The sequence below is a fragment of the Terrisporobacter mayombei genome (genome assembly GCF_020748465.1).
Lineage (GTDB): Bacteria > Bacillota > Clostridia > Peptostreptococcales > Peptostreptococcaceae > Terrisporobacter > Terrisporobacter mayombei.
Genome location: NZ_JAHZMP010000071.1, coordinates 1 through 558, shown reverse-complemented (window position 1 = coordinate 558; position 558 = coordinate 1). Strand labels below are relative to the sequence as shown.

At 47.3% G+C, this 558-nt stretch carries 1 pseudogene; it reads right to left on the bottom strand.

From position 1 onward, the window contains the following. Positions 1-385, bottom strand: a pseudogene (gene galP, locus K0039_RS24815) (galactose/proton symporter); the annotation flags it as partial. Positions 386-558: the final 173 nt, after the last annotated feature.

The following is a 558-nucleotide window of genomic DNA, read 5'->3' as shown; positions in this document are numbered from 1 at the left end:
ACAGCGGTGCGGTATAAGAGGCCACACCCACCGCCAGCCCCAGTAGAACGCGGGAAAGAATCAGTACTTCAACGTTTGGCGCAGCCGCAGAGAACAGCGAACCGGCAACAAACAAAATTGCGCCGATCATCAGGCTCTTTTTGCGCCCGAGTTTAAAGGAGAGCCCGCCGCTGCCCACCGCACCGACTGCCGCACCGAACATCATGGAGCTTACGACCCATTCTTGCGTGTGCGAAGTAATCTGGAATTCATCTGCAATAAACGGCAGTGCGCCAGCAATTACACCGATATCCAGGCCAAAGAGTAATCCCGCCAGAGCGGCAAGGAAGCTGACGAAAAACGTCATTGCCTTGTTTGACCGCCCCTGTTTTTTAGCGTCAGGCATGATGCCCTCCAATATGGTTATTTTTTATTGTGAATTAAGATAGGTGAGTACGACGTAAAAAGATGTGAAGCAAATCACATCAGTGTAATCGCTTACACTAACATTTATCTTAGTTATGATTTAAGTGCATGAAAATAATTGAGTTATATCATCATAGATTAAACGCTGTTATC